The sequence below is a fragment of the Streptomyces sp. NPDC021080 genome (genome assembly GCF_044333225.1).
GTDB lineage: Bacteria > Actinomycetota > Actinomycetes > Streptomycetales > Streptomycetaceae > Streptomyces.
In genome coordinates this window covers 224,543-247,129 of record NZ_JBIRQM010000004.1, presented here as the reverse complement: position 1 = coordinate 247,129, position 22,587 = coordinate 224,543, and the positions used below count along the sequence as shown (strand labels likewise).

The window sequence follows — 22,587 nt, the reverse complement described above, 5'->3', positions numbered from 1 at the left end:
ATCACGCCCCGGGGTCCGGCCCCGGGGCGTGGCCGGAGAAACGCGTGGGGTGTCCTCGGCGGTCCGTGAGACCCTTGAGTCGTAACCGACCGCCGACGGAAAGCCGCGTAGTGACCGCCACGGACCGCTCCATCGAGCTCATTCAGACCGCCGCACAGGCGGCCGCAGACAAGCTCGCGCACGACATCATCGCCTACGACGTCAGCGATGTGCTCTCCATCACCGACGCCTTCCTGCTGGCGTCCGCGCCCAACGACCGCCAGGTCAAGTCGATCGTCGACGAGATCGAGGAGCGCCTGAACAAGGAGCTCGGCGCCAAGCCGGTGCGCCGCGAGGGCGACCGCGAGGCCCGCTGGGTGCTGCTCGACTACGTCGACATCGTGGTGCACGTCCAGCACAGCGAGGAGCGCGTCTTCTACGCCCTCGAGCGGCTGTGGAAGGACTGCCCGGAGCTGGACCTGCCCGAAGAGGCCAAGGCGACCCGGGGCAAGGCCGCCGAGCACGCCAAGTTCCAGGCCGAGGAGGACTCCGCCGGCATGGGAGAGCTCCGGTGAGCGCCGAGGTCCGCGAGGCCGCGGGCGCGGCCCCCGAGGAGAAACCGGGCCGGGGCCGTCGCATCATCCTGTGGCGGCACGGCCAGACCTCCTGGAACGTGGACCGCCGCTTCCAGGGCTCGACCGACGTCGAGCTGACCGAGGCGGGCATCGGGCAGGCCCGGCGCGCCGCCCGGCTGCTCGCCTCCCTGAAGCCCGACGCCATCGTCGCCTCGGACCTCCGGCGGGCCGCCGCCACGGCCGCCGAGCTGGCCGGCCTGACCGGCCTGGACGTCACCCACGACGAAGGCCTGCGCGAGACCTACGCGGGCGTCTGGCAGGGGCTGACGCACGAGGAGATCATCGCCCGCCACGGCGAGCAGTACGCCGCGTGGAAGCGCGGTGAGCCGGTGCGGCGCGGCGGGGGCGAGCTGGAGACCGAGGTCGCCGACCGCGCCGCCCCCGTGGTGCTGCGGCACGCGGACAAGCTCCCCGACGACGGCACCCTCGTCGTCGTCAGCCACGGAGGCACGATCCGCACCACCATCGGCCGTCTGCTCGGCCTGGAGTCCCGGGACTGGGAGAGCCTCGGCGGTCTGTCGAACTGCTGCTGGTCCGTCCTCGGCGAGGGCGCCCGCGGCTGGCGGCTGCTGGAGCACAACGCCGGCACGCTGCCCGAGCCCGTCCTCGGCGACGACGACTGAGGCGCGCCGGGCGGCTCTCCGTCCGGTCGCGCAGGCCCGGCGGGACCGGATTTCACTTTCCGGCTGGTCGCAGGCTAAAGTTCTTCTTGTTCGGCCCGCAGGGCGGGAAGAACGCAAGGGGCTATAGCTCAGTTGGTAGAGCGCCTGCATGGCATGCAGGAGGTCAGGAGTTCAATTCTCCTTAGCTCCACAGACCGACCCTCTCCGGAGTTGTCGGACAGAGTGGAGAAAGATCCCGTTCCCGTCAGGGAGCGGGATCTTTCATCGTCCGTCCACGAGTTGGGGACGCGTCCGAGAAGAACGCGCCGAAGCGGGCGCAGTTGGCGGACGAACGCCGAGGGCCGCGTGGTGGACCGTCGCCGGACGCACCCCCGGAGCCGGCCGCCACACCGTCAGGGGCCGCGCGCACGCTTCGAACCGGTGGGTGCCGTGGTCTTCGGCACACTCTTCTCGGATCCGCTTGAGTCACTTGGGGTCCCTGGGGCGTATACCTTTGCGGACGCGCTCCCGGCGTGCTCGTACGCGCCGCTCTGTACAGCCGCGCTGGGTGCCTGTGTCCGGACTGGTACGCAGGCGTCGCTGACCGTATTGCTCCGGCCGTGGCAGAATCAAACGGCCGGAAGGGGGCGCGGCCCGACGGGAGGGAGTAGCGATGCCTGCCAGCATCCTCGAGGAGGTCCACGATCTCCTCGAAGTGGCATTGAACAGTGAGAAAGCCACCCTCCTCGACTGCCCTTCCTGCGGATCGGTCCACGTTGCCCAGGTTCTCGGTGACAACGGTGGAATCTCCTACGTGTGCACGGCCTGCGGCCACAGCTGGAGCTGATTGATGGGTGCACACAGGCGGAAATGCGATTGGTGCGGCAGTGGTACGCCGATCGTCCGCGACATGGAGCCGGTCAACCACGACTACCAGTACTGGTGCGAGGAATGCGCGCGGGCGCTGATCATAAAAGGCGACCCGATCGAGACGTACCGGGAACTGGAGGGCGAGCCGATCTACGCACGGCTCCTCGACGAGCACTGCACCCTCAAGCGGTTCTACTCGTTCGCCACGGCCTGACCCGGGGCCGTGTGACCCCGGGGACGGGCCGTCCCCGGGGTTTTCCGGCTTCGGGGCCCTCCGGTCCCGGGGCCGTCGTGCCCGCCCGGCACGGAAACCGTTCCCGCCTCGGGGCTGCCCGCCCGGCGAGCCGTCCGCCCGGGGAACCGTCCAGCCGTCCGGCCGCCGCGGGCCGGCGATGTCAATGCGGTGCCGTTGCGGCGCAGTTCCGTCCGCCCGCGTGCCTCACCGGCCGCCGCCACGGCACGTACGCGTGAGCGGGACGCCGCATCGCCCTCGAGCGGCCTCGGCGCGCCCTTCGCGCCCAGGAACGCTCCTCAAGGCCGACGGGGCCGCAGCGAGCCGCTCGTGAGCCGCCGTGAGCCGCCGTGGGCCCCTGGAGCCCGCCAGGGGCCGCCGTGACGGCCCAGGGGCGTCCGCTCCGGCCTTCCCGGCCCCAGTAACCCGCCGCACCTCCGGGAACCGCGCGCCTTCGGTACCCCGTTCGGCCCAACCGCCGTATCGGGGCGGACGCGGTGCGCCGCAGGACCCGAAGAACGCGACATGAGGCACGAATCGGTACGGACGGGAAACGATTTGGTGGTTCACCAGGGGGACCGTGTAATGTTGGCGTCGCCGCCGGGGAAACCGGGCGACACGGTGAAAACGCGGTCTCGCCGCGTGGCCACGAGGGGCTATAGCTCAGTTGGTAGAGCGCCTGCATGGCATGCAGGAGGTCAGGAGTTCAATTCTCCTTAGCTCCACAGACGTTGAAAGCGGGCCACCCGATCAGGGTGGTCCGCTTCTTCGTTTTCCCGTACTCCGCGGAACGGTTCTCCGGCTGCGCGGAACGGCTCTCCGGTCACCGCGCGGAACATGCCGAAGGCGGGCCACCGTTCCTGGTGGCCCGCTCCTTCGTGTCAGCGGCCGCTGCCGAGCGCGCGGCGCCCGCGTCCCTGGGAGAGGACCGGCAGGTTCGGACGCGACGCCGACGCCCCCCTGGTGTCCTCCTCGATGCGCAGGGCGAGCGCCGGGCAGCGGCGTACCGCGCGCAGGGCCTTCGCCTCGGCGAAGGCGGGCACCGGGGCCTGCGCCACGGTCGGGAAGCCGTCGGCGCCCAGTTCGAAGACCTCGGGGAGGAGGTCGGCGCACAGGCCGTGCCCGCGGCACAGCGTCCAGTCGACGAAGATCTTCTGACGGCTGGGGCCCGCCTCCTGCTGGCCCGGGCCGGCAAGGATGCCCATGGGCACCTGACCGTCCTCGAAGAGCGGCAGAACGCCCTCCACGGGCCTTCCGCAGCCGTTTCCGAGGACGTGCGCGGCCAGGTCGTCCGTGAACGCCTTCAGGGTCGACTCGATGAACATCGCCGAGCCGTCCGGGTGGGAGCAGGCACCGCGCCGCTTCACCGACTTGGCGACCTGCTTCACCGCCTCGAGAGCCGCCGGGCCGCCGCCGTTGAGGATGTCCGCCAGGCCGCGTGCCGCGGCGGGCAGACCGAGGTAGCAGGGACCGCACTGGCCCGCGCTCTCGTCGGCCAGCCACTGCGCCACGCGCAGCGACTCGCCCAGGGGGCAGGTCTCCTGGGTGATGGGCAGGATCGCGCCGGCACCGAGCGCACCGCCCACCGCGGCCAGGGAGTCCCGCGAGACGATCGCGTCGTTGACCGTCGCCGCGTCCAGCCACTTGCCGTGGTAGCCGCCGGTCAGCACGCCCTGGGGCATCGCCGGGGCGCCGGCCAGCTGGAGCACGTACCGCAGGGGTACGCCCGTGGGGACCTCGATCACCATGGGGCGCGCGACCGCGCCCGAGACGGTGAGCATGACGGTGCCGGGCTCGTCGTACAGGCCCGTGTTGCGGTAGCGCTCCGGGCCGATGCGGGCGGCGATGGCCAGCTGCGCGAACGTCTCGGCGTTCGACAGCAGGGTGGGCGCACCCCCGACGCCCGACTGGGAGGCGCTGACCTTGCGGCCGGGCGGCACGGCCGGACCGCCGTCGATGGAACGGATCAGCGAGGCGGCGGCTCCGGTCACCATCCGCACCGGATTGCGCTGCACGCGCGCGCGAAGCGGCGATCCGCGCCGGTTGCTCAGCCCCCGCTCGGCCAGCGCGGCCTCCATGGAGCGCTGCGTGGACTCGCGGGTCACGCCGATCACCAGCGTGCGCGCGCCCATGGCCTCCGCGACCAGGAGGGCGCCGTCGAGGATGAGGTGCGGGGCACGGTTGATGAGCACCGTGTCCTTGCGGCAGGCGGGTTCGTCCTCGCTTCCGTTGACGACCACCACCGGGCGGATGCCCTTCTTGATGGCCGATTCGGCGACCGAGCGCAGCTTCTTGCCGAACGGGAAGCCCGCCCCGCCGCGTCCCTTCAGATTGATGTCCTCGGCGAGGCTGGCGAGGTCTTCTCCCCCCAGGGGTTCGAGCGGACCGTGCACCTTGAGGTGCATGGGCAGATCAAGGCGTTCAACCAGGTCGAAACCCGACGTGAGCTGCGGAAGTCCGACGACGCGGACTTCCGGGACGTCGGGCAGGGCCTCGTTCACTTAAAGCCTCCGGAAGGGGCATTCCATGATTCACCGGAGCCAGGAGCGTCGAAGGCGCCCGGCAGTACGTCAGTCGTGGGACCGCTGTCGTACGTGTCGTTGGTGTTGTACGTGCGGTAGGACGTGTTCGTCTCACCGGTGTTGTACACATCACTCGTGCCGTAGCTCCCGGTGGCCGGATTGCCATAGACGGGGGTGGTGTATCCGGTGTCCTGGAGCGGGTCGTACGCCGATGCCGGGGCCTCGCCGACGGGGGCCGACTGGGGGACGGGCCAGGCGCCCTGCGCGGCGCCGTTGCCGCCGCGGGGAAACGTCTCTGTGGGCTGCGCGTTCCCGGGCATCGGGAACTGCTGCGTCCCGGGGGCCGTGACCGTGGGCATCGTCCCGGTCCGGTAGGCCGCCGCGAAGCCGGCCGTGTCCGCCGCGCCCTGCGCGCCGCCGAACAGCGTGGACGAGGACTCCTTGCGCTCCTTGCGGGAGGACGGGGCGCCGTCGTCGCCCGCGGAACGTCGGTCGGAGCGGCCTCCCGGACCCTGCGGCGCCTCCATCGCGGCGGCACGGGACGCGTCCAGGTCCTCGCGGAACCCGCGGGCGCTGCCGCCGCCGGTGAGCGCCAGGATCCGCGCCGCGACCTTGTACTTGATGGGGTTCGGGGCGGCACGCAGTACGAGGGCGGCCATGACGCCGACCAGGCACAGCTCGTACGAGATCATGAAGAAGGGCTTCGCCGCGCGCCCGGCGAACAGGCCGTGGACCAGGGCCGCGCACAGTGCGGGGTAGGCCAGCATGTGCATCGCGCGCCAGCGGGCGGCGACCACGGCCGGTGCGGCGAACTGGTTGCGCAGCGCGCCGGTGATGCCCACGAAGATCATGAGCAGGCCGGCCAGCGAGCCGAGGCCGATGAGCCCGCCGAGGCCCGTGACGCCCAGGCTGAAGGGGATCAGCGCGGCGATCAGGACGGTGTGGTCCAGTGCCAGCTTGACGGTGATGTGCACCAGGAGGAACGCGATCGAGCCGACGGCGGTCACACGGTGGACGCCTTGCGCGATGATCCGCTGACGCGTGTCGAGGATGAGCCGGTCCTGGGCGACCAGGCCCCAGATCACCGAGCAGGTCAGGGAGACCAGCGACAGGACGCCGGCGCCGAAGTTCAGGAAGTCCTGGACCGCGTTGCCTCCCGCCAGCACGATCACGGGTATGAGGACCAGGACGGCAGCCGACGCCGCCCCGTAGGCCGAACGGCCCATCCGGGGAAGCGAGCTGTTGTTACGACGAGGGTTCATGAGGGGTACTCCCTACGGTTCGGGGAAGCGGTCCCGAAGGGGCACTCTAGGTCGAGAAATAGCGTCCAGCTCCGCGTTTGAGTTATTGCGTTGTTACCAAAGGGCAATGAGGTCTTTGTGTTGTCCGCAAGCGTCCGTTAAGCGAAGTAAAATTTGAACATCGTTCAACGTTTTTTCTGGTCGCTGTGCGTGACCCGGGGGAGCGAACGGGTCCGGAAGCCCGTCGCGGCCCGTGCGGGCGCTGCGGTACCCTGACGCCATGCGTGCCGTACGCCTTCTGCTTAGCGAGCCGCGCTGATCAGCACCGACCACTGACGCATCGTGGTCGGCATCGGCGCGGCGTCCCCTCCTGTGCGAGGGGATTTTTCATTTCTTGAGCGACTGAGCCGCTGGCAGAGACGATCGATGGAGCTTTGAGGACATGAGCGAGACGAACACCGCTGCCGCCGAGTCGGCCGCGCCGCACCGCTACACGGCCGCCCTGGCCGCCGACATCGAGGCACGCTGGCAGGACTTCTGGGACGCCGAGGGCACGTACGAGGCCCCGAACCCCACCGGCGACCTGGCCGGGGACCCGGAGCTGGCCGCCCGGCCCAAGAAGTTCATCATGGACATGTTCCCGTACCCCTCGGGCGCGGGCCTGCACGTGGGTCACCCCCTGGGCTACATCGCCACCGACGTGTACGCCCGGTTCCAGCGGATGACCGGCCACAACGTCCTGCACACCCTGGGCTTCGACGCCTTCGGCCTGCCCGCCGAGCAGTACGCCGTGCAGACCGGCACGCACCCGCGCGTGTCCACCGAGGCCAACATGGAGAACATGAAGGTCCAGCTGCGCGCGCTGGGCCTGGGCCACGACAAGCGCCGGTCGTTCGCCACGATCGACCCGGAGTACTACAAGTGGACCCAGTGGATCTTCCTGCAGATCTTCAACTCCTGGTACGACGACGAGGCCGCGAAGGCCCGCCCCATCTCCGCGCTGGTCGCCCAGTTCGAGAGCGGTGAGCGCGGCGTCCCCGCCATCGGCGGCGCCACGCGCGCGTGGAACGAGCTGACCGCCGGCGAGCGCGCCGACGTGCTGAGCGGCTACCGCCTGGCGTACGCCTCCGACGCGCCGGTCAACTGGTGCCCCGGCCTGGGCACCGTCCTGGCCAACGAGGAGGTCACCGCCGACGGCCGGTCCGAGCGCGGCAACTTCCCCGTCTTCAAGGCCAAGCTGCGCCAGTGGAACATGCGCATCACCGCCTACGCGGACCGCCTGCTGGACGACCTGGACGCGCTGGACTGGCCCGAGGCCATCAAGCTGCAGCAGCGCAACTGGATCGGCCGCTCCGAGGGTGCCCGCGTCGACTTCCCGATCGACGGCGAAGCGATCACGGTCTTCACCACCCGCCAGGACACCCTGTTCGGCGCCACCTACATGGTGCTGGCGCCGGAACACCCGCTGGTCGAGAAGTTCACCCCGGCCGCCTGGCCCGAGGGCACCCACGACGTGTGGACCGGCGGGCACGCGACGCCCGCCGAGGCCGTCGCCGCCTACCGCGCGCAGGCCGCCTCGAAGTCCGACGTCGAGCGCCAGGCCGAGGCCAAGGACAAGACCGGTGTCTTCACCGGCGCGTACGCCACCAACCCGGTCAACGGCGAGAAGGTCCCGGTCTTCATCGCCGACTACGTGCTGATGGGCTACGGCACCGGCGCGATCATGGCCGTCCCGGCGCACGACGCCCGTGACTTCGCGTTCGCGCGGGCCTTCGAACTGCCCATGCGCTGTGTGGTCGAGCCCTCGGACGACCGCGGCACCGACGCCTCCGCCTGGGACGACGCCTTCGCCTCGTACGACGCGAAGATCGTCAACTCCGCCGGTGAGGACGTCTCCCTGGACGGCCTGGGCGTCGTCGACGCCAAGGCGCGCATCACGGAGTGGCTGGAGCGCCGGGGCATCGGCGAGGGCACCGTCAACTTCCGTCTGCGCGACTGGCTGTTCAGCCGCCAGCGCTACTGGGGCGAGCCCTTCCCGATCGTCTACGACGAGGACGGCGTCGCCCACTCGCTGCCCGAGTCGATGCTGCCCCTGGAACTGCCGGAGGTCGAGGACTACTCGCCGCGCACCTTCGACCCGGACGACGCGAACACGTCCCCCGAGACCCCGCTGTCCCGCAACGGCGACTGGGTCCACGTCACCCTGGACCTGGAGGACGGCCGGGGCCCGCAGAAGTACCGCCGCGAGACCAACACCATGCCCAACTGGGCCGGTTCCTGCTGGTACGAGCTGCGCTACCTGGACCCGCACAACGATCAGAAGCTGGTCGACCCGGCCATCGAGCAGTACTGGATGGGCCCGCGCGAGGGTCAGCCCACCGGCGGTGTCGACCTGTACGTCGGCGGTGCCGAGCACGCCGTGCTGCACCTGCTGTACGCCCGTTTCTGGTCGAAGGTCCTGTTCGACCTGGGCCACGTCTCGTCGGCCGAGCCGTTCCACAAGCTGTTCAACCAGGGCATGATCCAGGCCTACGTGTACCGCGACAGCCGCGGTATCGCCGTACCGGCGACCGAGGTGGAGGAGCGCGACGGCGCTTACTTCCACCAGGGCGAGAAGGTCTCCCGGCTGCTGGGCAAGATGGGCAAGTCGCTGAAGAACGCCGTCACCCCGGACGAGATCTGCGCCGAGTACGGAGCGGACACCCTGCGCCTGTACGAGATGGCGATGGGTCCCCTGGACGTGTCCCGTCCGTGGGACACGCGCGCGGTGGTCGGCCAGTACCGCCTGCTGCAGCGGCTGTGGCGCAACGTCGTCGACGAGGCGACCGGCGAGGTCACGGTCGTCGCCGCCGAGCCGGACGAGGACACGCTGCGTGCCCTGCACAAGGCCATCGACGGCGTGCGCCAGGACCTGGAGGGCATGCGGTTCAACACCGCCATCGCCAAGGTCACCGAGCTGAACAACCACCTGACCAAGGCGGGCGGCCCCCTGGCGCGCCCGGTCGCCGAGGCCCTGGTGCTGATGGTCGCGCCGCTGGCCCCGCACATCGCCGAGGAACTGTGGCGCAAGCTGGGCCACGCCGACTCCGTTGTCCACCAGGACTTCCCCGTGGCCGACCCCGCGTACGTCGTCGACGAGGCCGTGACCTGCGTCGTGCAGATCAAGGGCAAGGTCAAGGCGCGCCTGGAGGTCTCCCCGTCGATCACCGACGCGGAGCTGGAGAAGGTGGCGCTGGCCGACGAGAAGGTCGTCGCGGCGCTGGACGGCGCGGGGATCCGCAAGGTGATCGTGCGCGCGCCGAAGCTGGTCAACATCGTCACGGCCTAGCCGCGCAGGTCCGGGCCGCGCACGGCGGCTCGGGGTAGTCCCCTACGGGCAGGTTCGGGGTCCTTTCGGAACTCCGAACCTGCCCGCAGCGTTTACCGTTGAGAGCACGGCGGCAGTTGCCGCGGCCTGTCGGAGGAGGAGTGTGATGGGGACCGTGATCACCGTGATCGCCTTGCTCTTCCTGCTGTTCGTGGTGTTCGGCGCGTACGCGACGGTGAAGGTGATCGGCGCCGCCAAGCGCGGCGTGGACCGCACCATCTCGCAGGCCCGCCGCACGGTCGAGGACACCACCCTGCGCGCGAAGACCCTCGCCCAGCCCGGCCCCCAGGGCGAGCTCGCCCAGCTCAGACTGACGCTGCGCACATCGATGCGCGCCACCCAGGACGCGCTCCAGGCGAGCGCCCCGGAGGACGAGTCCCTCAAGGAGTCCCTGAGCCTCTTCGAGCGGCTCAGCGCCCACGGGCACGAGCTGGACGCCGAACTGAAGCGTCTGGAGGCCGAGCCCGACCGGGACACGCTCGCCACCCGGCTGCCCGGCCTGCGCGAGCGCACCCGGCGGATCACGAAGTCGGCGGACTCGCTGCGCTGGGCCGCCCGCGACCGGGCCCACCGCTTCGCCGGCGACGACCTGGACACCCTGAGCGCCCAGATCGACGTGGAGGCCGGCGCGCTGCGTCACTGGACCGAGGAGCCGGGGCCCGCCACGTCCCGGCCCGACGCTCCCGGCAGGGACGCGGGCACCTCCGACGGACAGGCCCGGCCCACGAGCCCGCAGCCCCGTCCCGAGGACCGGTCGAGGCGCTCGGCCATCACCCCGCCCGGCCAACGGCCCACCTACCCTTGGCAGAAGAAGCCCCGCCCCGAGAGCACGACATGATCCGGCCGTCCCGACCACGGGCCGAAGGGGCCGGGCTGCCGAGTACCCGCCCCGCCAGGTAATCTCCAGCTCATGTCCCGCCATGTCGCGATCGTCACCGATTCAACGGCCTACCTGCCGCCGCGGACGATGGAGCGCCACGGCATCACATCGGTTCCCCTGACCGTGGTCCTCGGGGACCAGGCGCTCGAGGACGGCACCGAGATCTCGGCCCGCTCCCTGGCCCAGGCCCTGCAGAAGCGGCGCCCCGTCACGACGTCCCGGCCCAGCCCCGAGACGTTCGCCGCGACCTACCGCGAGGTCGCCGAGTCCGGCGCCACCGGAATCGTCTCGCTGCACCTGTCCTCCGAGTTCTCGGGCACCTACGACGCCGCGGTGCTGGCGGCGCGCGACGCCCCGGTGCCGGTGCGCGTCCTCGACACCGGGATGGTCGCCATGGCCCTCGGGTTCTGCGCGCTGGCCGCCGCCGAGTCCGCCGAGGCGGGCGGCACCGTCGACGACGCGGTCACGGCGGCGGAGAAGCGGGCCGCGGGCACGTCCGCGCACTTCTACGTCGACACCCTCGACTACCTCCGCCGCGGCGGCAGGATCGGGGCCGCGCAGGCCCTGCTGGGTTCCGCGCTCGCGGTGAAGCCGCTGCTGCAGCTCCACGACGGCCGTATCGAACTCCTCGAAAAGGTCCGCACGTCGTCCAAGGCGATCGCCCGTCTGGAAGAGATCGTCGCCGACCGGGCGGGCACCGCGCAGGTCGACATCGCCGTTCACCATCTCGCGGCCCCCGAGCGGGCGTCGGCCCTCGCGGACCGTCTGCGGGCGCGGGTGCCAGGACTGGTCGAACTGCATGTGAGCGAGGTGGGCGCGGTGATCGGAGCCCACACCGGCCCCGGGCTGCTGGCCGCGGTCGTGTCGCCCCGATGAGGGGGCCGACGGCCGTGTCGTCCCCATGCGTCGCTCGTGTGAGTGAAGGACTTATCCACAACTGGGCCGGTTTCCACCGGAATTGAGCAAGATCATCGCGAGGGTGCCGGGATGCCGGATCCTCGCCGCATGGCACTTCGATCGAGCTCACGCACCGCGACCCCGACCAGCGGCCCGGGTCGTGGACCCCTCTCCGACAGCCGCAGCCGGCATCGCCGTCGCGACAGGCCGAGCCGGACCGGCCGCCACGAGGCTTCGGCCGCGGCCCTCCGTCTGCGCGCCGACGCGCTGTTCACCGAACGCGCCCGTGCGTGGCGCGAGTCGGGCCACGGACCGCCGGGCGCGGACCGCGATGCCGGGGACGTCCCCCGGGCGAACACGGCGGTGGGCACGGGAGTTCTGACCGATGACCTCGCCCGGGGTCCCCGGAACCCCGGGAGCCGGGCCCCGGGCCGCGGCACCGGAACGGACAGGGAACCGGGTGCCGGAGCGGACACCGGGCCGGGCGTCGGCCGAGGAGGGCGGACCGGCCGGACCCTGCGCGCCGCGGACGTTTCGGCCGCCGGCAGGACGGCGGCCGTGAGCGCGCCGACGTCGAGCGAGCCGATCTCAACCGTGCCGATCTCAATCGCGTCGATGTCGAGCGAGCCGACCGTGAGCGAGCCGGCCTCGCATGATCCGGCCGGGGAGGCGGGCACGTGGCGGGACCGGGCCGGGCTCGCCGTGCGGGAGCGGCTCCCGTTGTGGCTGCAGTCGAGGTGCGGTCTGGAACGCGGGAGCGTGGCCGCGCTGACCGTGCTGCTGGTCGTGGCCGCCGTCTTCGCCGTGCAGCACTTCTGGGCCGGCCGGACGCGGCCGGTCCGGGCTCCCGAGGTGGTGAGCGCCGCGGCACCGTACGGCGGGAAGCACACGCCGGGCGGCCGACAGGGCGTGGAACCGGGTGCCCCGGCCGGAGCGCCGAGCGTCCCGGACGCCGGCGTGAGCGCGGTCGTCGTGGACGTGGGCGGAAAGGTGCGCGCCCCCGGACTCCAGCGGCTGCCGGCCGGGTCCCGTGTCGAGGACGCCCTGCGAGCCGCCGGCGGGTTGCGGCCCGGCACGGACACCGACGGCCTCAACCGCGCCCGGCTCCTCGTGGACGGCGAACAGATCGTGGTCGGCGCGTCCGCGCCCCCGACGGGAGCCGGATCGGGCGGCTCCGTCCTTTCCGGGCCGTCCGGCACCGGAGCAGCCGAGGCGGGGGCGGTGCCCGCCGCGCCGATCCCCCTCAACACGGCCACGGTCGACCAGTTCGACAGCCTGCCCGGTGTCGGACCTGTCCTGGCCCGGCACATCATCGACTACCGCACGGCGCACGGCGGTTTCCGCTCGGTCGACGAACTGCGCGAAGTGTCCGGGATCGGAGACCGCCGCTTCGCCGATCTCCGGAAACTGGTACGGCCATGAAGGGTCCGGAGACGATGGGCACGGGGGAGCCGCAAGCCTCTCCGACGGGCCCTGAGGGGCTGCCCGGCGCCACCGGCCGGAGGCACGTGCACGCGGCCTCGGGGAGTCGGCTGGGGGCTTCGCACCCCAGGACGGAGGGGCCGGCCGACCTCCGGCTCGTGGCACCCGCGGCGGCGGTCTGGATCACGGCGGCCGTGAGCGTCGGAGCGTCGCCGGGCCGGGTCACCGCCGTCGTGGCCGTGTCCCTGGCCGCGGGTGGCGTACTGCTGGCGGCCGGGCAGGGGCGAGGGACGGCGCGACCGGGGTTGCGGGTGTCCCTCGCCGCCGTGCTCCTCTGTATCGGCGCCGCCGCGGCCTCGGCGGGGCTGCACGCGGCGGACCTGCGACGCGGCCCTGTCCCCGCGCTCGCGGAGAAGTTCGCCGAAGTGACCGCGGAGGTGGAGATCACCTCCGATCCCCGGCTCACCAGGCCCCGGGTCACAGGGGACCGCATCGCCCCGACGGCTCTGCTGTTCGACGCCGACGTCACCCGGGTCGTACAGGCGAACGGCACGGTGCTGGCCACCCGGACGCCGGTGCTGGTGATCGTCGACGCCCGCTCGCGACGGGCCGTGCCCGGGAAGGCCGGCGGACGCCCGCGACCCGGTGCGCCCGGGGCCGCCGGAGGGCGTTCGGGACGGGGTGTGCTCCGGGAGGCGGACCGGCGCTCGCCGTGGCTGTCGTTGCTGCCGTCGACCCGGCTGCGGGTGGCGGCGCGGGTCGTGCCCGCCCTGTCGGACGGGGACGGCACCGCGGCGGTGCTGCGGGTACGGGGGAGCGCGCCGCCGGAGGTGGTCGGGGTGCCGTCCGGTCCGCAGCGGTTCGCGGGCCGGCTGCGCGAAGGGCTGCGGAAGGCGACCGACGGTCTGGACACGGACGCGCGGGCACTGCTGCCGGGGCTCGTGGTGGGGGACACCTCACGGGTCACGCCGGAGCTGGACGACGCCTTCAGGGCCACCGACCTCACCCACCTCCTCGCCGTCAGCGGGGGCAATCTCGTCATCGTCCTCGCGCTGTTCATCGGGCCGCCCGGCCTCGCCCAGCGGGTGGAGCGCCGGGGACTCGCCTCCCGGCTCGGGGTCCCGCTCCGGGCGACGGCCCTGCTCGGCGGAGCACTCACCCTCGCCTTCGTGGTCGTGTGCCGGCCGGACCCGAGCGTCCTGCGGGCGGCGGCCTGCGGATCGGTCTCGCTGCTCGCCGTCGCGACCGGGCGCCGCAGATCGCTGATCCCGGCCCTGGCCGCCGCGGTGCTGCTCCTGGTGCTGTACGACCCCTGGCTCGCCCGCAGTTACGGATTCCTGCTCTCCGTCCTCGCGACCGGAGCGCTGCTCACGCTCGCCCCGCGCTGGAGTGCCGCGCTCCGGAGACGTCGTGTGCCTCCGCGTCCGGCCGAGGCGCTGGCCGCGGCCGCCGCCGCACAGGCCCTGTGCGCCCCGGTGGTCGCCGTGCTGTCGGCCCGGGTGAGTCTGGTGGCGGTGCCGTGCAACCTCCTCGCGGAGTTCGCGGTCACGCCGGCCACGGTGCTGGGGTTCGCGACACTGGCGACCGCCTCCGTGGCGATGCCCCTGGCCAAGGTCCTTGCTTGGTCGGCGAGTTGGCCCGCCCGGTGGATCGCGGGCATCGCGCGCACGGGGGCGGCCCAGCCCGGCGGGGGAGTCGACTGGCCGGGCAGCTGGACGGGCGCGCTGCTGCTGGCCCTCGTCGTGTCGGTGGGCATGGCCGCCGGCCGACGGCTGCTCAGGCATCCGCTGCCGACCGCGGTCGCGGCGGTGCTGCTCCTGCTGTTCGTGGTGCAGCCGCCGCCGCTCACCAGGGTGATCACGGGGTGGCCGCCGCCCGGCTGGAGGTTCGCGATGTGCGATGTGGGGCAGGGCGACGCGAGCGTGCTCGCGGTGGGGGACGGCAGCGCGGTGGTGGTGGACGCCGGGCCCGACCCGGTGCTGGCGGACCGCTGTCTGAGCACGCTCGGGGTGACCAGGATCCCGTTGATCGTCCTGACGCACTTCCACGCCGACCATGTCGCGGGCCTGCCGGGTGTGCTCCGGGGGCGTTCGGTGGGCGCGATCGAGACGACCGGCTTCGAAGAGCCCGTGGAGCAGGCCGAGTTCGTACGAAGGGAGGCGGCCGCACGGCACATTCCCCTGACCCGGGCCGTGGCGGGGGAGCGGAGGCGTGCCGGGCGCCTCGACTGGCGGGTCCTGTGGCCGCCGCCGGATCCGGCTCCGCCGCCGGACGACCCGAACGACGCCAGTGTCACCCTGTTCGTACGGTCCGCGGGGCTGCGGCTGCTGCTCCTCGGCGACCTGGAGCCGCCCGCGCAGCGGGTCTTGGCGAGATCGCCGAAGGCCGCGGAACTGGACGGTGTCGATGTGCTCAAGGTCGCCCATCACGGTTCCGCGTACCAGGACCCGGAGCTCATACGCAGGGCGGCTCCTCGGCTGGCGCTCATCTCTGTGGGCAGCGACAACCCTTACGGACATCCTGCCCCGAGCACGGTCGAGGCCTTGCGGGCGAGGGGCGCGGTGGTGCTGCGTACCGACGAGGACGGTGATCTCGCCGTCACGGGTGCGGGCGAAGGGCTGGGTGTGGCGCGACACTGAAGTCATGAATTCCGCACAGGCCGACGCCTACCTTCGCCGCATCGGGGCCCAGCACCCGGCGTGGCCCACGTCCGATGTGCTCCGTGAGCTGCAGCTGTGCCATCTGCGGACAGTGCCGTTCGAGAACCTGTCGATCCACCTCGGCGAGGAGATCGTGCTGGAGGAGAAGCGCCTTCTGGACAAGGTGGTGGGCGCGCGCAGAGGGGGCTTCTGCTACGAACTCAACGGCGCGTTCGGGGCGTTGCTGGGGGCGCTGGGCTTCGACGTGACGTTCCTCGCGGCGCGGGTGTACGGGGACGACGGGAAGCCCGGGATCCCCTACGACCATCTCGCGCTGCGGGTGCGGACGGTGGACGGGGGCGACTGGCTGACCGACGTCGGTTTCGGGGCGCACAGCCACTACCCGCTGTCGTTCACGGAGCGGGGCGAACAGCGGGATCCCGGCGGGGTGTTCCGGGTCGTGGAGTCGGCGCCGGACGCGGCGGGGGTGCGGGGGGCCGGCGGTTCGCGGGAACACGAGGACCTCGATGTCCTCCTGGGCGACAAACGCCAGTACCGGCTGGAGGTACGGCCGCGCGTGCTCGGGGACTTCGTCGCCGGGGCCTGGTGGCACGGCACCTCGCCGCAGTCGCACTTCACCCGGTCTCTGGTCTGCTCGCGGGTGACCGAGGACGGTGGACGGATCACGCTCAGCGGCCGCAGGTTCACCGTGTCGACGGCCGACGGGACCAAGGAGGTGACGGAACTGGCAACGGACGAGGAGGTGCTGGCCACGTACCGGGAGCGCTTCGGGATCGAACTGGACCGGGTGCCGGAGGTCGGGGCGGCCCGGTAGCCGCGGCCGGGCAGCCGCACAGATCACATGCGCCGGACCCCGATCCCGGCGTCGGCCGCGTCCGCCGTAGCGGAAAATGTTCGGGTGAGCGATGTGAGACATGTACTGGTGCTGCCCGACCGTGACGCCGCGGAAGAGGCGGCGGAGGCCGTCGGTGACCGGTTCGGGCTGCCGGAGGAACCGCAGCTCGTCCGGGACGCCCTCGCGGGCGAGGACGACGCCGAGGACGCGCAGTGGCTGGTGGTCCTGACGGACCCCGAGGGACAGCTGGACCCGAAGGAGCTGGACGAGTTCGCGGCCGAGTGGGACGGCTGGCACGAGGAGCCGTAGCCCGGGCCCACCCCGTGGCCCGGGACTGCCGCGAGCCGCGGGTCCGCCCCGTGGTCCGGGACTGCCGCGAACCGCGGGTCCGCCCCGTGGCTCGCGGCGGTGTGGGTTGTCGGTGGCGCGTGGGATGCTTTCGGGGATGGCCAAGAAGACCGCACAAGACGACCCTCTCGCCCCTGTCACGCTGGCAGTGGGCCAGGAGGATCTCCTGCTCGACCGTGCCGTGCAGGAGGTGGTGGCCGCCGCCAGGGCCGCCGACGCCGACACGGACGTCCGGGACCTCGCCCCGGACCAGCTGCAGCCCGGCACGCTCGCCGAGCTGACGAGTCCCTCGCTCTTCGCCGAGCGCAAGGTCGTGATCGTACGCAACGCCCAGGATCTGTCGGCCGACACGATCAAGGACGTCAAGGCGTATCTGGGGGCGCCCGCCGAGGAGATCACCCTGGTGCTCCTGCACGCGGGCGGTGCCAAGGGCAAGGGGCTGCTCGACGCCGCGCGCAAGGCGGGCGCGCGGGAGGTGGCCTGTCCGAAGATGACCAAGCCGGCGGACCGGCTGGCGTTCGTGCGGAGCGAGTTCCGCACGCTCGGCCGGGCGGCCACTCCCGAGGCCTGTCAGGCTCTGGTGGACTCCATCGGGAGCGATCTGCGGGAGCTGGCGTCCGCCGTGTCGCAGCTGACCGCGGACGTCGAGGGGACGATCGACGAGGCCGTCGTCGGGAGGTACTACACCGGGCGCGCCGAGGCGTCCAGCTTCACCGTGGCCGACCGGGCCGTGGAGGGACGGGCGGCGGAGGCGCTGGAGGCGTTGCGGTGGTCGCTGTCGACCGGCGTGGCTCCCGTCCTGATCACCAGCGCGCTCGCGCAGGGAGTGCGGGCGATCGGGAAGCTGTCCTCCGCGCGGGGCGGCAGGCCCGCCGACCTGGCCCGTGAGCTGGGGATGCCGCCGTGGAAGATCGACCGGGTGCGGCAGCAGATGCGGGGCTGGACGCCGGACGGGGTCGCCATGGCGCTCACGGCCGTCGCGAAGGCGGACGCCGGGGTCAAGGGCGGCGGGGACGACCCCGAGTACGCCCTGGAGAAGGCGGTCGTGGCTGTCGCCCGTGCCGCTCGTTCCGGTCGTCGTCCTTAGCCGGGCTGTCGTCCGTGCCGTTCGTTCCAGTCGTCGTCCGTGGCCGGGCCATCGCCCGCGCTGCTCGTTCCGGTCGTCGTCCTTAGCCGGATCTGCCGTGGCCGGGTCGCACGTACGCGGTGTTCGCCACGACACCGACCAGGGACCGCCGCCGTACACCGAAGGCCCCGCTCGTTCTCCCGGGGAAGGGAGGGAGCGGGGCCTTCGGTTCAAGCCGGTGGACTCACGCCCGCGTGGCGAACGCAGATCGTGCGTGAATCCGGTACGTCGGTCGGGAGCGGAGAGAGAGGGCCCGCTCGGGTCCGGCCGACGGTCAAGTCAGGGGTTGAGCCCAGAAGGGCTCAGCCGACTCAGCCCTGGAGCGCGGCGACCTTCGAAGCAAGCGCCGACTTCTTGTTGGCGGCCTGGTTCTTGTGGATGACGCCCTTCGAGACGGCCTTGTCGAGCTTGCGCGAAGCCTCGCGCGCCGCGACGGTGGCCTTCTCGACGTCACCCGCGGCAGCAGCCTCGCGGGCCTTGCGGATCGCGGTCTTCAGAGAGGACTTGACGGCCTTGTTGCGCAGCCGGGCCTTCTCGTTGGTCTTGATCCGCTTGATCTGGGACTTGATGTTCGCCACTGAATGAGCCTTTACAGGTTCAGGCGCGTGAGACGTCATGCCTCACCCGCCGTTTGATTTTCTGGGGTGTGTCCCCTGCTGAGAGGGCATGAGACACAGCCACCCAGGCTACCAGCCCCCGTGCGACCGGCCCAAACCGGCCGTACTCCCCGTCCGGGGACAGGGCGGGGATGCCCTGGTCGGGGACTCCGAACCGGTCGCCGCCGTCGCGCTCACGCGGCCCAAACCGGTCGCAGGCCGCCGCGCGTGGGACCATGGAACCTACGTATCGATCCGACCCGAGGCGACAGGCGCCTCAAGAGACAGGACCCTGCGTGCCCGCGACCCCTAACAATGCGCCCGAGCCGAGCCGTACCGACCCGGCGCTGATCCGCAATTTCTGCATCATCGCGCACATCGACCACGGCAAGTCCACGCTCGCCGACCGCATGCTCCAGCTGACCGGGGTGGTTGATCAGCGGCAGATGCGCGCCCAGTACCTCGACCGCATGGACATCGAGCGTGAGCGCGGCATCACGATCAAGTCCCAGGCGGTACGGCTGCCCTGGGCCCCGACCGAGGATCCGGGCCGCACCCACATCCTCAACATGATCGACACCCCCGGGCACGTCGACTTCACGTACGAGGTGTCGCGGTCCCTGGCGGCCTGTGAGGGCACGGTCCTGCTCGTCGACGCCGCCCAGGGGATCGAGGCCCAGACTCTCGCCAACCTCTACCTGGCGATGGAGAACGACCTCAAGATCATCCCCGTACTGAACAAGATCGACCTGCCGGCCGCCCAGCCGGAGAAGTTCTCCGAGGAGCTCGCGAACCTCATCGGCTGCGACCCCGAGGACGTCCTCAGGGTCTCCGCCAAGACGGGACTCGGTGTCGAGGCGCTGCTCGACAAGGTCGTCGCCGAGATCCCCGCCCCGGTCGGCGTCCAGGACGCCCCCGCCCGCGCGATGATCTTCGACTCGGTCTACGACTCCTACCGTGGTGTCGTGACGTACGTCCGTGTGATCGACGGGCAGCTCAACAAGCGTGAGCGCATCAAGATGATGTCCACCGGCGCCACCCACGAGCTGCTGGAGATCGGCGTCTCGGCCCCCGAGATGAAGGCGGCCGACGGGCTCGGCGTCGGTGAGGTGGGTTACCTCATCACCGGCGTGAAGGACGTCCGCCAGTCCAAGGTCGGTGACACGATCACCACCCTGCACAAGGGCGCCACCGAGGCGCTCGGCGGGTACAAGGACCCCCGGCCCATGGTCTTCTCGGGCCTGTACCCGCTGGACGGCTCCGACTACCCCGAGCTGCGCGACGCCCTGGACAAGCTCCAGCTCAACGACGCCGCGCTCGTCTACGAGCCGGAGACCTCCGCGGCGCTGGGCTTCGGCTTCCGTGTCGGCTTCCTCGGACTGCTGCACCTCGACGTGATCCGTGAGCGGCTGGAGCGCGAGTTCGGGCTCGACCTCATCGCGACCGCCCCGAACGTGGTCTACCGCGTCGAGATGGAGGACCGCAGCGAGCACATCGTCACCAACCCGAGCGAGTTCCCCGAGGGCAAGATCGACAAGGTGTACGAGCCGGTCGTGCGGGCGACCATCCTCGCCCCCTCGGAGTTCATCGGCGCGATCATGGAGCTGTGCCAGACCCGGCGCGGCACCCTGCTCGGCATGGACTACCTGTCCGAGGACCGGGTCGAGATCCGCTACACCCTGCCGCTCGCGGAGATCGTCTTCGACTTCTTCGACCAGCTCAAGTCCAAGACCCGCGGCTACGCGTCGCTGGACTACGAGCCCACCGGCGAGCAGAGCTCCAGCCTGGTCAAGGTCGACATCCTGCTGCACGGCGACAAGGTCGACGCCTTCTCGGCGGTCACGCACAAGGACGCCGCGTACGCGTACGGCGTCCGGCTGGTCGCCAAGCTGCGCGAGCTGATCCCGCGGCAGGCCTTCGAGGTGCCCATCCAGGCGGCCATCGGCTCCCGGGTCATCGCCCGCGAGACCATCCGCGCCATCCGCAAGGACGTCCTCGCCAAGTGCTACGGCGGTGACATCTCCCGCAAGCGGAAGCTGCTGGAGAAGCAGAAGGAGGGCAAGAAGCGGATGAAGATGGTGGGCTCTGTGGAAGTTCCGCAAGAGGCCTTCATCGCCGTGCTCTCCAGTGACGACAGCGGTGGTTCGGCCAAGGGCAAGAAGTAGCCACGCCGAATCCCGGAATTCAGGGCCCGTCGCGCTTCGGTGCGGCGGGCCCTGTGCTTGTCTCATGTGTGTGTCCTGCAAGAAGTGACCGGCCGTCGCCTCTTACGCACCGGCCGGACGCGCTCTAGTCTGATCTCTGCTCGGTAGTTACTCGCGAGTTAAACAACAGCCGCAATTGAGCCAGCCGCACTGCCGCGGGCCCCGGAGGATGTCGTGAGCGACACACAGACCCTGATCGAGAACCGTCCGCCGTCCGTCGCCGCCCTCTTCCTGGAGCGCGTGGCGGCCACACCCGGCGCCGAGGCATACCGTTACCCGGTACCGGCCTCGGGTGACGGGCCGGACGCGTGGAAGTCGCTGACCTGGGCGCAGGCCGCCGAGAGGGTCTACGCCGTCGCGGCCGGTCTGATCGAACTCGGTGTCGAGCCGGAGCAGCGCGTCGCGCTCGCCTCCTCGACCCGCGTCGAGTGGATCCTGGCCGACCTCGGCATCCTCTGCGCGGGCGCGGCCACCACGACCGTGTACCCGCAGACCAACGCCGAGGAGTCGGCGTTCATCCTCTCCGACTCCGCGAGCCGGGTCCTGATCGCGGAGGACGCGGCCCAGGTCGCCAAGGCCCTGGAGAAGCGTGCGGAGCTCCCCGAGCTCACGCATGTCGTGGTCGTCGACCCGGAGGGCGTGGAGACCGGGGACTGGGTCCTGACGCTCGCCGAGCTGGAGGCGCGCGGCGCCGCGTACCTGGAGAAGCACCCCGAGCTGATCAAGGAGCGCGTCGGCGCGATCACCGCCGACCAGCTCGCCACCCTCATCTACACCTCCGGCACCACCGGCCGGCCCAAGGGTGTCCGGCTGCCGCACGGCAACTGGTCGTACATGGCCAAGGCGATCGCCGGGACCGGTCTGATCACCCAGGCGGACGTCCAGTACCTGTGGCTGCCGCTCGCGCACGTCTTCGGCAAGGTCCTCACCTCCGGCCAGATCGAGGTCGGGCACGTCACCGCCGTCGACGGCCGTGTGGACAAGATCATCGAGAACCTGCCGGTGGTGCAGCCGACGTACATGGCGGCCGTGCCGCGCATCTTCGAGAAGGTCTACAACGGGGTCGCGGCCAAGGCGCGGGCCGGCGGCGGCGCCAAGTACAAGATCTTCCAGTGGGCCGCCGAGGTCTCCCGTGAGTACGCGAAGGCCAGCCAGGACAACTTCCGCCGCACCGGCTCGCCCTCGGTGCCGTTCGCGCTCGGCGCCAAGCACAAGGTCGCCGACGCGCTCGTCTACGCCAAGATCCGTGAGGCCTTCGGCGGCAACCTGCGCGCCTGCATCTCCGGCTCGGCCGCGCTCGCGCCGGAGATCGGCTACTTCTTCGCCGGCGCCGGCATCCACATCCTGGAGGGCTACGGCCTCACCGAGTCCTCGGCCGCCTCCTTCGTGAACCCGGGCGAGGCCTACCGCACCGGCACGGTCGGCAAGCCGGTGCCCGGCACCGAGGTGCGCATCGCGGACGACGGCGAGATCCTGCTGCGCGGCCCCGGCATCATGGAGGGCTACCACGGGCTGCCCGAGAAGACCGCCGAGGTCCTGGAGGCCGACGGCTGGTTCCACACCGGCGACATCGGCGAGCTGTCCGCGGACGGCTACCTGCGGATCACCGACCGCAAGAAGGACCTCATCAAGACCTCGGGCGGCAAGTACATCGCGCCCGCCGAGGTCGAGGGCCAGTTCAAGGCGGTCTGCCCGTACGTCTCCAACATCCTCGTGCACGGCGCCGACCGGAACTTCTGCACCGCGCTCATCTCCCTCGACGAGCCGTCGATCCTGGAGTGGGCGAAGGGCAACGGCCTGGAGGGCAAGTCGTACGCCGAGGTCGTCGCGGCACCCGCGACGGTCGCCCTCGTCGAGGGCTACGTGAAGGAGCTCAACGGTGGCCTGCAGCGCTGGCAGACCATCAAGAAGTTCCGGCTGCTGCCCCGCGACCTGGACGTCGAGCACGGTGAGATCACTCCGAGCCTCAAGCTGAAGCGCCCGGTCGTCGAGAAGGCGTACAAGCACCTCATCGACGAGATGTACGCGGGCTCCCGCGAGGCGTAGCCCCCGGCCTCAGGCCCGGCCCGTGCGGGGTGCGGGGCCTGAGGCACACGGGAGGGACTCCACCGTTCGCCGAGCGGTGGAGTCCCGCGCGTCCCCGCCCCGTCCCGTGACTCCTTGCCGCTCCA

The 22,587-nt window shown here is 71.4% G+C and carries 17 protein-coding genes and 2 tRNA genes; 16 read left to right on the top strand and 3 right to left on the bottom strand.

Going from position 1 to position 22,587, the window contains the following annotated elements; all coding sequences use genetic code 11:
• Window positions 1–110 precede the first annotated feature (110 nt).
• The 6 genes from rsfS to ACH4S8_RS11815 all read left to right on the top strand — a co-directional run bounded on the left by rsfS (window position 111) and on the right by ACH4S8_RS11815 (window position 3,043).
• Window positions 111–554 carry a ribosome silencing factor gene (gene rsfS / locus ACH4S8_RS11840; RefSeq protein WP_398392593.1) on the top strand — a complete coding sequence of 148 codons (444 nt, stop codon included), beginning with the start codon at window positions 111–113 and terminating at the stop codon, window positions 552–554.
• Complete coding sequence (locus ACH4S8_RS11835) at window positions 551–1,237, top strand: histidine phosphatase family protein (RefSeq protein ID WP_398392591.1); 687 nt, start codon at window positions 551–553, stop codon at window positions 1,235–1,237. Before rsfS ends, ACH4S8_RS11835 begins: the two co-directional genes overlap by 4 nt.
• Window positions 1,238–1,354: 117 nt before the next feature.
• Window positions 1,355–1,427 (top strand) — tRNA-Ala (locus ACH4S8_RS11830).
• A gap of 462 nt (window positions 1,428–1,889) precedes the next feature.
• A complete protein-coding gene (locus tag ACH4S8_RS11825) occupies window positions 1,890–2,063 on the top strand; it encodes a hypothetical protein (protein WP_398392589.1) in 174 nt (57 codons plus the stop codon).
• Between the two features lie 3 nt (window positions 2,064–2,066).
• The gene (locus ACH4S8_RS11820; RefSeq protein ID WP_037618755.1) at window positions 2,067–2,300 is read left to right on the top strand and encodes a hypothetical protein; all 234 of its coding nucleotides are present in this window, start codon (window positions 2,067–2,069) and stop codon (window positions 2,298–2,300) included.
• A gap of 670 nt (window positions 2,301–2,970) precedes the next feature.
• Window positions 2,971–3,043, top strand: a tRNA-Ala gene (locus ACH4S8_RS11815).
• Between the two features lie 156 nt (window positions 3,044–3,199).
• On the opposite strand, the gene ACH4S8_RS11810 is transcribed toward ACH4S8_RS11815, so the two are convergent.
• Together ACH4S8_RS11810 and ACH4S8_RS11805 are read right to left on the bottom strand one after the other, a co-directional pair.
• Entirely contained in the window at window positions 3,200–4,819 is a 1,620-nt protein-coding gene (locus ACH4S8_RS11810; RefSeq protein WP_398392586.1) for an NADH-ubiquinone oxidoreductase-F iron-sulfur binding region domain-containing protein, read from the bottom strand.
• A complete protein-coding gene (locus tag ACH4S8_RS11805) occupies window positions 4,816–6,102 on the bottom strand; it encodes a cytochrome b/b6 domain-containing protein (protein ID WP_398392584.1) in 1,287 nt (428 codons plus the stop codon). Before ACH4S8_RS11805 ends, ACH4S8_RS11810 begins: the two co-directional genes overlap by 4 nt.
• A gap of 421 nt (window positions 6,103–6,523) precedes the next feature.
• Here ACH4S8_RS11805 and leuS point away from each other — a divergent pair, with 421 nt between their 5' ends.
• The 8 genes from leuS to holA all read left to right on the top strand — a co-directional run bounded on the left by leuS (window position 6,524) and on the right by holA (window position 17,577).
• Window positions 6,524–9,409 (top strand): leucine--tRNA ligase, encoded by a 2,886-nt coding sequence (gene leuS, locus ACH4S8_RS11800; protein WP_398392582.1) that lies wholly within the window; start codon window positions 6,524–6,526, stop codon window positions 9,407–9,409.
• Window positions 9,410–9,554: 145 nt separating this feature from the next.
• Window positions 9,555–10,286, top strand: coding sequence for a hypothetical protein (locus ACH4S8_RS11795; RefSeq protein WP_398392580.1), 732 nt, complete (start codon window positions 9,555–9,557; stop codon window positions 10,284–10,286).
• A 72-nt stretch (window positions 10,287–10,358) separates the two neighbouring features.
• On the top strand, window positions 10,359–11,204 hold the full coding sequence (locus tag ACH4S8_RS11790; RefSeq protein WP_398392578.1) for a DegV family protein: 846 nt from the start codon (window positions 10,359–10,361) through the stop codon (window positions 11,202–11,204).
• A 636-nt stretch (window positions 11,205–11,840) separates the two neighbouring features.
• Window positions 11,841–12,647, top strand: coding sequence for a helix-hairpin-helix domain-containing protein (locus ACH4S8_RS11785; protein ID WP_398392576.1), 807 nt, complete (start codon window positions 11,841–11,843; stop codon window positions 12,645–12,647).
• A 14-nt stretch (window positions 12,648–12,661) separates the two neighbouring features.
• Entirely contained in the window at window positions 12,662–15,286 is a 2,625-nt protein-coding gene (locus ACH4S8_RS11780) for a ComEC/Rec2 family competence protein (protein ID WP_398393159.1), read from the top strand.
• Window positions 15,287–15,290: 4 nt separating this feature from the next.
• The gene (locus ACH4S8_RS11775; protein WP_398392574.1) at window positions 15,291–16,121 is read left to right on the top strand and encodes an arylamine N-acetyltransferase; all 831 of its coding nucleotides are present in this window, start codon (window positions 15,291–15,293) and stop codon (window positions 16,119–16,121) included.
• A gap of 84 nt (window positions 16,122–16,205) precedes the next feature.
• Window positions 16,206–16,451: a hypothetical protein gene (locus tag ACH4S8_RS11770; protein ID WP_398392572.1), complete on the top strand. Its 246-nt coding sequence runs from the start codon at window positions 16,206–16,208 to the stop codon at window positions 16,449–16,451.
• 136 nt (window positions 16,452–16,587) lie between these two features.
• Window positions 16,588–17,577, top strand: a complete 990-nt coding sequence (gene holA / locus ACH4S8_RS11765) for a DNA polymerase III subunit delta (protein ID WP_398392570.1) — start codon at window positions 16,588–16,590, stop codon at window positions 17,575–17,577.
• A 350-nt stretch (window positions 17,578–17,927) separates the two neighbouring features.
• Here the strand turns inward: holA and rpsT are convergent, their stop codons facing one another.
• Entirely contained in the window at window positions 17,928–18,194 is a 267-nt protein-coding gene (gene rpsT / locus ACH4S8_RS11760; RefSeq protein ID WP_385397191.1) for a 30S ribosomal protein S20, read from the bottom strand.
• 314 nt (window positions 18,195–18,508) lie between these two features.
• Between rpsT and lepA the strand changes: the two genes are divergently transcribed.
• Both lepA and ACH4S8_RS11750 read left to right on the top strand, forming a co-directional pair.
• The gene (gene lepA, locus ACH4S8_RS11755) at window positions 18,509–20,377 is read left to right on the top strand and encodes a translation elongation factor 4 (protein WP_398392567.1); all 1,869 of its coding nucleotides are present in this window, start codon (window positions 18,509–18,511) and stop codon (window positions 20,375–20,377) included.
• Window positions 20,378–20,590: 213 nt separating this feature from the next.
• Window positions 20,591–22,462: an AMP-dependent synthetase/ligase gene (locus tag ACH4S8_RS11750; RefSeq protein WP_398392564.1), complete on the top strand. Its 1,872-nt coding sequence runs from the start codon at window positions 20,591–20,593 to the stop codon at window positions 22,460–22,462.
• The last annotated feature ends 125 nt before the right edge of the window (window positions 22,463–22,587 follow it).